Source organism: Candidatus Baltobacteraceae bacterium (assembly GCA_036559195.1).
Classification (GTDB): domain Bacteria; phylum Vulcanimicrobiota; class Vulcanimicrobiia; order Vulcanimicrobiales; family Vulcanimicrobiaceae; genus JALYTZ01.
In genome coordinates this window covers 1-9,632 of record DATBTN010000008.1, presented here as the reverse complement: position 1 = coordinate 9,632, position 9,632 = coordinate 1, and the positions used below count along the sequence as shown (strand labels likewise).

10 protein-coding genes are annotated in these 9,632 nt (G+C 62.7%); all 10 read right to left on the bottom strand.

Features of this window, described 5'->3' with window-relative positions; all coding sequences use genetic code 11:
- Positions 1–491: 491 nt before the first annotated feature.
- The gene (locus tag VIG32_01090) at positions 492–1,649 is read right to left on the bottom strand and encodes an acyl-CoA dehydrogenase family protein (protein ID HEY8296605.1); all 1,158 of its coding nucleotides are present in this window, start codon (positions 1,647–1,649) and stop codon (positions 492–494) included.
- A gap of 3 nt (positions 1,650–1,652) precedes the next feature.
- Complete coding sequence (locus tag VIG32_01085) at positions 1,653–2,492, bottom strand: 3-hydroxybutyryl-CoA dehydrogenase (protein ID HEY8296604.1); 840 nt, start codon at positions 2,490–2,492, stop codon at positions 1,653–1,655.
- Positions 2,492–3,835 (bottom strand): hypothetical protein, encoded by a 1,344-nt coding sequence (locus VIG32_01080; GenBank protein HEY8296603.1) that lies wholly within the window; start codon positions 3,833–3,835, stop codon positions 2,492–2,494. The genes VIG32_01085 and VIG32_01080 overlap by 1 nt, the downstream gene beginning before the upstream one ends.
- 66 nt (positions 3,836–3,901) lie before the next feature.
- Positions 3,902–4,789, bottom strand: a complete 888-nt coding sequence (locus VIG32_01075; GenBank protein HEY8296602.1) for a cation diffusion facilitator family transporter — start codon at positions 4,787–4,789, stop codon at positions 3,902–3,904.
- 96 nt (positions 4,790–4,885) lie between these two features.
- Positions 4,886–5,485 (bottom strand): isoprenylcysteine carboxylmethyltransferase family protein, encoded by a 600-nt coding sequence (locus VIG32_01070; protein ID HEY8296601.1) that lies wholly within the window; start codon positions 5,483–5,485, stop codon positions 4,886–4,888.
- Between the two features lie 221 nt (positions 5,486–5,706).
- Positions 5,707–6,648: a GDP-mannose 4,6-dehydratase gene (locus tag VIG32_01065; protein ID HEY8296600.1), complete on the bottom strand. Its 942-nt coding sequence runs from the start codon at positions 6,646–6,648 to the stop codon at positions 5,707–5,709.
- 1 nt (position 6,649) lies between these two features.
- Positions 6,650–7,627, bottom strand: coding sequence for a GDP-mannose 4,6-dehydratase (gene gmd / locus VIG32_01060; GenBank protein ID HEY8296599.1), 978 nt, complete (start codon positions 7,625–7,627; stop codon positions 6,650–6,652).
- Between the two features lie 17 nt (positions 7,628–7,644).
- A complete protein-coding gene (locus VIG32_01055) occupies positions 7,645–8,349 on the bottom strand; it encodes a PilZ domain-containing protein (protein HEY8296598.1) in 705 nt (234 codons plus the stop codon).
- Between the two features lie 6 nt (positions 8,350–8,355).
- Entirely contained in the window at positions 8,356–8,994 is a 639-nt protein-coding gene (locus VIG32_01050; GenBank protein HEY8296597.1) for a hypothetical protein, read from the bottom strand.
- Between the two features lie 134 nt (positions 8,995–9,128).
- The coding region (locus tag VIG32_01045) for a cobalamin-dependent protein (protein ID HEY8296596.1) at positions 9,129–9,632 on the bottom strand (504 nt) is incomplete at its 5' end.

Genomic DNA, 9,632 nt, shown 5'->3' with positions numbered 1-9,632 from the left:
GCGGGGCACGGGAATCCCAACGCGCCGGAAGAGTTCCTTTCCCTGATACTCCATCAAGTTCATACGATCTGTTCTATCCTTCGTTTCGTTCGGTTACGATGTGTGCTTGGTTTGTCATGCTGAGCCTGTCGAAGCATGAGCCTATCGAAGCATGAGCTTGTCTCGTGCGTCGCCCTTCGACAGGCTCAGGGTGACAATTGTCTTTGTCATGCTGAGCTTGTCGAAGCACGCGCTTGTATCTGGCGTCGCCCTTCGACAGGCTCAGGGTGACAAGTTGGTACCTCGCGTCGCCCTGTCTTTGTCATGCTGAGCTTGTCGAAGCATGAGCTGGTCTCGTGCGTCGCCCTTCGACAGGCTCAGGGTCTCGCTTTTGTCATGCTGAGCTTGTCGAAGCATGAGCTGGTCTCGAGCGTCGCCCTTCGACAGGCTCAGGGTGACAAGTGGGTATCTCGCGTCGCCCTGCCTTTGCCTCAGGGTGACAAGTGAAGTCTTCATAGTTTGCCTAGGAGTGAGCGGGCGATGATGATGTGTTGGATCTCGGAGGTGCCTTCGTAGATCTCGGTGATCTTGGCGTCGCGGTAGTAGCGTTCGACGGGGAACTCGGTGGTGTAGCCGTAGCCGCCGTGAATCTGCACGGCTTCGGCGGCGTGTTTGCGGGCGGCGGTCGATGCGAAGAGTTTGGCTTTGCTCGCTTCGGTCACGTATTCGCGGCCCGCGTCGCACAGCGCGGCCGCGCGATAGGTGAGCAAACGCGCGGCATCGAGATCGGTCGCCATCTGCGCGATCTTGAACGAGATGCCCTCGAACGCGCCGATCGGGCGCCCGAACGCGGAGCGCTCCTTCGCGAATTTCACCGATGCATCCAAGCACGCGGCCAGAATACCGCACGCTTGCGCGGCGATGCCGATGCGGCCGCCTTGCAGCGCGATCATCGCGCCGCCGAAGCCTTCGCCTTCGTTGCCGAGCAGCGCGTCGTGGGGAACCGTTGCGTTATCGAACGCGATATCGCACGTATTGCTCGTGTGAATTCCGAGCTTCTCGGTAACGCGTTCCACCGCAAAACCGGGCGTTGCGTTCTCAACCAGAAACGCGCTCACGCCGCGCGGCCCGGGCTCGCCCGTGCGAAACATCGCCATCATCACGCCCGAGTAACTGCCGTTCGTGCACCATTGCTTGCGGCCGTTCAAAACGTAGCCGCGCTCGGTGCGCTTTGCCGTGCTGCGAATCGCGCCGGCATCGGAGCCGGCATCGGGTTCGGTTAACGCAAAACCGGCGATCGTATCGTCGCCGGCTAATTGTGGAAGGTACTTCTGCTTCTGTGCTTCGCTGCCGAGCTTCGTAATCGCGGCGCAAATCATCGAGTGCACGGAGACGGTAACGGCCGTGCCGGCATCCACGCGCGCGAGTTCTTCAACGGCTAAGGCATACGACACGTAATCCGAACCCGGGCCGCCGTACGTTTCGGGAACCAGCAGACCCATAAGGCCCGCGGCGTTTAGCTTCGCGTATAACTCGCGCGGAAACGCGTGTTCTTTATCCCAGCGCGCGATGTGCGGGGCGATCTCGCGTTGCGCGATCTCCGCTGCAAGCGCCCCGATCTGCCGCTGATCGTCGCTCAAATCGAACGCGACTCGCTCCGTTAACGTCATCGCCTAGGTGTACGCGTAGAATCCGCGGCCGGATTTTTTGCCGTACCAGCCGGCTGCGACGTATTGCTTGAGCAGCGGGCACGGGCGGTACTTCGAGTCGGCGAAACCGTCGTGAAGCACTTCCATAATGGCTAGACACGTGTCGAGCCCGATAAAGTCGGCGAGTTGCAGCGGACCCATCGGATGATTCATGCCGAGCTTCATCACGGTGTCGATCGATTCAACCGAACCGACGCCCTCGAAGAGCGCGTAGATCGCTTCGTTGATCATCGGCATCAGCACGCGGTTGGAAACGAAGCCCGGAAAGTCGCGCACTTCGACCGGCGTCTTGCCGAGATCTTTCGAAAGCGCTTCCGTGAAGTCGTAGGTCGCTTGCGAGGTCGCGATGCCGCGAATGATCTCGACGAGGGCCATCACCGGCACGGGGTTCATGAAATGCATGCCGATAACGTTTGCCGGGCGGCTCGTCGCCGCACCGAGCGTGGTGATCGAGATCGACGACGTGTTGCTGGCAAGAATCGCTTCGGGCGGCGTCGCGCGATCGAGCGTACGGAAGAGTTCGAGCTTGAGATCGAGCCGTTCGGTCGCCGCTTCGATCGCGATCTGGACGTCCATATCGTTGATGGCGTGCGCCGTCGTAATGCGGTCGAGAATCGAACCGCGCTGCTCGGGCGTCAGGCGGCCCTTCTCAACGCCGCGCGCGAGGTTTTTCTCAATCGAAGCGTAGCCGCGCTGAACGCTCGCTTCGTCGCGATCGACGAGCGTGACATCGTTCGCCGCGGCCGCAGCAACCTGCGCGATGCCGGAGCCCATTTGCCCGGCACCGAGTATTGCAATCCGCACTAGTCGACGCGAATCAGTACGGCGTCGCCCTGTCCGCCGCCGCTGCAGATCGCAGCGACGCCGAGGCCGCCCCCGCGGGCACGTAACTGGTGAATGACCGTTCCGATCAAACGCGCGCCCGACGCACCGATGGGATGACCCATCGCGACTGCACCGCCCAGCAGATTGATCTTGGCCGGATCGATACCGAGTTTGCGCGCGGAGGTCAGCGCGACCGACGAAAACGCTTCGTTAATTTCCCACACGTCGATCTGCTCTTTGGTTAGGCCGTTCTGCGCGAGCAGCTTCTGCGCGGCCATCGCCGGCGTGAGCGCGATGTAGGGTGAATCCCACGCAACGGTCGCGTGGTCGATGATGTGTCCGAGCACTTCCACGCCCGCAGACTTCGCGTATTCGGGGCTCGCTAGCACGAGCGCGGCCGCACCATCGTTGACGCCGGGCGCGTTTCCGGCGGTAATCGTGCCGTCCTTTTCGAGCGGCTTGAGTTTCGCCATCGCTTCGACGCTCGCGTCGATGCGCACGGCTTCGTCGCGATCCATCGTGACGTGCGGAACGTCGCCGGTTACGAACGGCGCCCACTTGGCGTAATCGAGCGTAAACTCGGGCGATGCTTGATGCGACCATACGTCGTCGGCGGCGCCGTTCGAGGAGCCCGCCGAGACCGGAACGCGCGCGCGCGCCGGTTCGGGAAGTTTGTCGACGACGATCTTGCCCTTCGCTTTGGTCGCGACGTTGATCGCAACGATCTCGTTCGCGAATTTGCCGGCGTCGTGCGCTTGCGCGGCTCGGTGATGGCTTTCGTACGCGAAGCGATCCTGCTCTTCACGCGTCAGGCCGAGTTCGTTCGCGACTTTGCTGCCTTGCGTGGCCATCGTCATCGGGAAGTAGTAGTCCCACAACCCGTCGTGAATCATCGCATCGATCAGGCGGCCATCGCCGAAGCGATATCCGCTGCGCGCGTCCTTCAACAGATACGGCGCGTTCGACATCGACTCCATGCCGCCGGCAACCACCACGGCGTTGCTGCCTTCGCTAATCAGCCGCGCAGCGTTGACCGGCGCGAGCAGCCCGGAGGCGCAGACTTTGTTCACCGTCTCGGCGGTCACGGTCTTCGCGAGGCCGGCTTTGAAGACGACCTGCCGCGCCGGATTCTGTCCGGCGCCCGCCTGGATGACGTGGCCCATGATGACGTGCTCCACGTCGCCCCGGTCGATCCCGGCGCGTGCGAGCGCGGCCACGACGACGGCCGACCCGAGGGTCGTCGCCTCGAGCGGCGAGAGAGCGCCACCCAGCTTGCCGAACGGGGTCCGGGCGGTGGCGAGAACGACGGCTTTCGAACGCATGGATGAACTCATAACCTGTCCGAAGTTCGAGTCGCCCCCGAACCCCGCCTTTGCGATTTTTGTCGCCTAGCCGGCGGTGCCGCGCTGCGTGCAGATGACGCGGTCGTCGGGCTCGCAGGACTCACATTCGAACTGGATCGTCAGGTGCGTCACGGCGTAGCGATCGCGGACCAGCCCTTCGATCTCGCGCAACACGAACGTGGCCTCGCTGATGCGCCGATCGTCGAGCAACACGTGCGCGGAGAGCGCGCGGGCGCCGGTACCGATCGACCACAGATGCAGGTCGTGCACTTCCACCACGCCGGCGACGTCGCTCAACCGCGCGCGCACCTCCGCCGTATCGACGCCGCGCGGCGCGCCTTCGAGCAGCACGTCGGTCGCGTCGCGCAGCACGCGCACGATGCCGATCACGATAATCGCCGCGACGAAGAGCGAGAGCAGCGGATCGATCCACGCGCGATGCGTCGCGAGAATGACGAGACCGCCCACGATTACCGCGAACGCACCGAGCGTGTCGCCGGCGACGTGATAGAGCGCCGCTCGAACATTGAGATTGTGTTTGCCATCGCGCAAGAGCAGCAGACCGACCGTCACGTTGACGACGAGACCGGCGAACGCCACGAGCGACATCAACGCGCCCTGCGGCGCGTTCGGCGCGACGAACCGGTGCGCCGCTTCGACAACGATAACGATGGTTGCCGCGAAGAGCAGCGTTCCGTTTGCGAGTGCGCCGAGCACTTCGAGCCGCCCGTATCCAAACGTCTTGCGCCGATTCGCCGGCCGCTGTGCCCCGATAAGCGCCGCGAGCGCGAGCCCCAACGCAAACACATCCATACAGACGTGCACCGCATCGGTAAGCAGCGCCAAACTCCCCGACCGCAGTCCACCCCAAAACTCCAGCGCCGCCACCCCCGCCGTAAGCCCCAAAGCCAGAACCAGCCGCCTAGTTGTCATGCCATTGTCATCACATTGTCATGCCTTTTGTCATCCTGAGCTTGTCGAAGGACGAAGGACGAAGGACGAAAGGACGAAGGACGCAGCGGCGAAGCGCTACCCCTTGCGGCCCTTAAACGCCAGTATCGCAAGCATCGCTGCGAAACTCCCGAACGTCTTGCTCTCGGCCGATCGAATCACTTCCGGCTTCCACGTACCGTTGCCGCCGGCCACGGGATCGGCCAGCGGAATCAGCGGGGGAACCTCTTCGCAATACCGGTCGAACGCCGCGCCGAACTCCTTGCGTAAGAACTGTTCTTCATGCGGAATGATCGTCGCATACACGCCGGCCATCACGCCGAGCGCGGCCGCTCGCAGCACGAGCTTCTGCGCGAACGAGTTCTTCCCGGTAAACGCGATCGCGAAGCCAACCGCCGTAATAAAATTGCCCACGTAGAGCGGATTGCGCACGTGCGCGTACGGCCCAGCCGAGATTAGCTCGGGCGCTTCAACATGGTCGCCGCGCGTGGTCACGCCCGAATACCCAACGGCCCAACAGCGCACGAGCTCGCCCGCCAGCGCGATCGGCAATCCCAACGTCACGCTCAGCGCGCTAGGTTTTCCAAACGCCGCCAACAACGCCGCCGGAATCGTCAGCAGCGCGCCGCGATTCTTAAAGACGAACGCCTGAAACTCATCATTCTGTCGATCACTCACGCCGCATTACGTTCCGCCCACCCCCACGCCGAGCCTTGTCACACCGAGCTCGCCGTCCTTCGACAGGCTCAGGATGACAAAGCAAATGGGGCACCGTTGTCATGCTGAGCCTGTCGAAGCATGAGCTTGTCGAAGCATGAGCTTGCCGTCCTTCGACAGGCTCAGGATGACAAATGGGGTTGTTCCTTGTCCTTAGTTATAGTCAACACCACAGTTGTTTGTCATGCTGAGCTTGTCGAAGCATGAGCTTGGGCGGTGTCGTAGATTTCGCGGAGGGATTGGCGTAGGGGGATGTGGGGTTGCCAGGCGGTGGTGGCGCGGAGTGATTCGTTGCTGCCGTAGAAGACGGGGACGTCTGACGGGCGCATGCGCGTGGGGTCTTCGCGGACTTCGACGGGGACGCGTGCGGCGAGGATGAGTTCGCGCAGAACGGTTTGGATGCTCGTCGGCGCGCCGCTGCACACGTTGTAGGTCGCGCCGGCGACGCCGTCTTTCGCGAGCGCAACGTACGCCGCAACCACGTCGCGCACATCGAGAAAATCGCGCTGCGCGCTGAGGTTGCCGACCATGAGCTTCGAGTCGCCGCCGCACGCGATGCGCGCCAGTTGCGCCGCGAACGACGCGACGACGAAACGGTCGCTTTGCCCCGGCCCGATGTGATTGAACGCGCGCGTGACGATCGCGTCGATGCTGTAGCTGCGAACCTCACCCAGCACGACGGCTTCGGCCGCAGCCTTGCTCGCCGCATACGGATTCGCCGGATTCGGCGCGAGCGATTCGCGCAGCGGGAACGCGTCGTCGGCCTGCCGGCCGTAGACTTCCGCGGAACTCGTGAAGAGCAGCCGCGGATCGTGCTTGGTTCGCTCGCGGTACGCCCGCAGGGCGCTCAGCAATCTCGCGGTTCCGAGCACGTTCGCATCGTAGGTTGCGAGCGGCGAAGCGAGCGAATCGGGAACGAACGTTTGCGCCGCGAGATGGAACACGACATCGGGGCGCGCGATATCGAACGCCGCGTGCAGCGAATCTTCGTCGGCGAGATCGATGGCCAACATATCGGCGTCGTGCGGACCGCCGGCGGCGCAGACGTCGTAGCCGGCTTCGGCCAGCGCGCGCGTGAGATAGCCGCCAACGAAACCGCTCGCGCCGGTGACGAGCGCGCGCATGCTAAACCTTCGCGAGCGAGTGCAGGCGCGCGATGTCCGCTTCCACCATCATCTGCACGAGCGCCTCAAACGACACCTCCGGCGCCCAGCCGAGTTGGCGCTTGGCCTTAGCCGGATCGCCGATAAGCAATTCCACCTCGGCGGGACGGATGAACCTCTGATCCACCTTCACGTACTTTTCGTACGATCCCAACTCCGCCGCTTCGAACGCGATTCGGCAAAACTCGCGCACCGTGTGCGTGCGGCCGGTTGCGACCACGTAGTCGTCGGGCGCGTCCTGCTGCAGCATCAGCCACATCGCGCGAACGTAATCGCCCGCAAAGCCCCAGTCGCGCTGCGCATCGAGATTGCCCAGCCGCAATTCGTTCGCGAGCCCGAGCTTGATACGCGCGACCGCATCGGAGATCTTGCGCGTAACGAACTCTTTGCCGCGGCGCGGGCTTTCGTGGTTAAAGAGGATGCCGCTGACCGCAAACATATCGTAGGATTCGCGATAGTTGATCGTGATCCAATGACCGTAGACTTTCGCCACGCCGTAGGGGCTGCGCGGATAAAACGGCGTGTCTTCGTTCTGCGGAACCGCTTGCACTTTGCCGAACATCTCGGAGCTCGATGCTTGATAGAAGCGAATCTTCGTATCGACCGAGCGAATCGCTTCGAGCACGCGGGTCGCGCCGAGTGCGGTGAATTCGCCCGTGAGCACCGGCTGATTCCACGACGTGGGCACGAACGATTGTGCCGCGAGATTATAGACCTCGTCGGGTTTGATCTTCGCGACGATGGCGGTGATCGAGCTTTGGTCGAGCAGATCGCCCGAGACGAACTCGATATCGTCCACGATATGCGCGATGCGCTCGTGCACGTCGGTCGACGTACGGCGCGTCATGCCGACGACGCGGTAGCCCTGTTCGAGCAGCAGCTCGGCAAGATACGAGCCGTCTTGACCGGTAACGCCGGTGATGAGTGCGGTTTTGCCCACGGTGTTCCTTTGGAAGACTAGTTGAGGATTAAAATCGTGTCGCCGCGATCGTCGAAGACGAAACGCGTCTCGAACAGTTCGCCTCCTTCGCCGCCGACGACCTTCGATTGAATCGTGAGGCGATGCATCATCTTGCCTTCTTGGCGAACGACGCCGGAGTAAAAATATTGCACCAGCGGCGTGACGCTCTCTTTGAGCGGCGCGAGCCGGCGGCGATCGACGAGCATTTGCAGCAAACGCTGCTGCAGCTTCGTCGGCAGCAAGCGATTCGCGTCGTCGGGCGTCATGCGGACGGTCGTGAGTTCTTCCTGCGCCTTATTCGAATCTTCAACGGCCTCATCGTTGGCGTAGCGGACGATCGCATCCCAATCGTCGGCGGAAACGCCCGTAAAGCGCATGCCGTAGCGCCACACCGATTTACCCTGGTGCGACACCGTATCTTGCCACACCGATTTGGCGCGCACGCGCACGAGCCGGTTATCGAGCGTGGCCCGCACTTCAAACTCGTCGCGGCCGACCGACTCTTGCGTGAGCACGCAGAGCCCGCCGCCGCTGATATCCAGCCCGATCGCCGGTTTTTGCGTCACCCCGCCGTCAATGGAAAACGTCGCGCGATATGGCTTGCGCTTTCGCGAATACTTCCGGCGATTGACGTCCTTGCCGGTAAACCAGCCCAGGAGATCGGAGAGCATTGGCTTGGTGTACGACAGACCCGCCGCCATCTACTCTTAGATTCGGCCCGCGTCCAAGGCCGCGAGTGCGGCCGCCGTATTGGGGAAACGCTGAAATCCGCCCTCGTCGGTACTCACGACGGCGCTGCCCCGAAAGGGCCCGTACCGGCCGTCGTAGCGCTGCGTTTCGTGCGCGGTGGCCCAGAAGTTCGGCAAGACCTGAGCGCGCTGGTCCACGATCAGCGCCGAGGTGGCGTACTTCGGCAACACGTCGGGCGTGTAGCTGAGGGTGACGACGGCACCGGAGGGATCGACCGAGAACGTGCCGTCGCCATGGCGCGCGTCGCGCTCGATACTGACGAAGCGAACGGTGCTCGCGTCGGCGACCGCGAAGCGGTAGTCCGCGAAGTTGCGCGCATCGAACGGGACAGCGAAGCCTTGACCGGGAGCGCCTTGTTCGAGCGTTGCGGCGAGCTGCGCCTTGGCGGCATCGCTCGCGGGCTTGCCGTCGGTCGCGTCGCGCAGCACGCGCACCTTCACCAAGCGATCGTTCTCGAAAACGACCGCGAGTTCCACATCGTCGGTGCGATGATAGAGCCCCGCATGCAAGCTATTCGCGCGATGGATCCGGTACCCAACCACCCCTTGATGATCGCGCGCCGCAATCCGCGCCGCCCGCACAACCACCGCCGGCACCGCACTCATGCGTTTGTCATGCTTGTCATGCCGAGCTTGTCGAAGCATGAGGGCGTGACGCGCTGTCCTTCGACAGGCTCAGGATGACAAGCGCGCTCTTTGTCATGCTGAGCTTGTCGAAGCACGAGAGCTTGTCATGCTGAGCTTGTTGAAGCATGGGCGTGGATTAGTTCGGTGGCTATGAAGGCGGCTACTTCGCTGGGGAGGGTGCCGCGGCCGAAGCCGGCGTCGTAGCCGAGTTCGGTGGCCATGAGGTTGGTGACGCGCGGGCCGCCGCAGCATAGTACGATGCGATCGCGGAGGCTTTCGGCTTCGAGCAATTCGACGAGCGCGGTGAAGTTCTTGATATCGCTGCCCTTTTGCGTCACCACTTGCGAAGCGAGGATCGCGTCGATCTCCTTCTCCTTCGCAAAATGCACGAACTCTTCAACCGAGACTTGGCTGCCGAGATTGAACACGTCGAACATGTGATAGCGTTCGAGCCCGTAGTCGCCCTTGTAGCCCTTCATGTTGAGAATCGCATCGATCCCAACGGTGTGCGCGTCGGTACCAATGCACGCGCCCGCAATGCGAATCTTCCGGCCGAGACGCTCGCGAATCAGCTCGTCGACCTCGTCCATCGACATCGCGTGCGTCTT

Excerpts from the sequence above, each read along its gene's own strand:
- VIG32_01090 (HEY8296605.1), bottom strand. The coding sequence starts at position 1,649 with ATGACGTTAACGGAGCGAGTCGCGTTCGATTTGAGCGACGATCAGCGG.
- VIG32_01080 (HEY8296603.1), bottom strand. The coding sequence starts at position 3,835 with ATGCGTTCGAAAGCCGTCGTTCTCGCCACCGCCCGGACCCCGTTCGGC.
- VIG32_01075 (HEY8296602.1), bottom strand. The coding sequence starts at position 4,789 with ATGACAACTAGGCGGCTGGTTCTGGCTTTGGGGCTTACGGCGGGGGTG.
- VIG32_01065 (HEY8296600.1), bottom strand. The coding sequence starts at position 6,648 with ATGCGCGCGCTCGTCACCGGCGCGAGCGGTTTCGTTGGCGGCTATCTC.
- VIG32_01055 (HEY8296598.1), bottom strand. The coding sequence starts at position 8,349 with ATGGCGGCGGGTCTGTCGTACACCAAGCCAATGCTCTCCGATCTCCTG.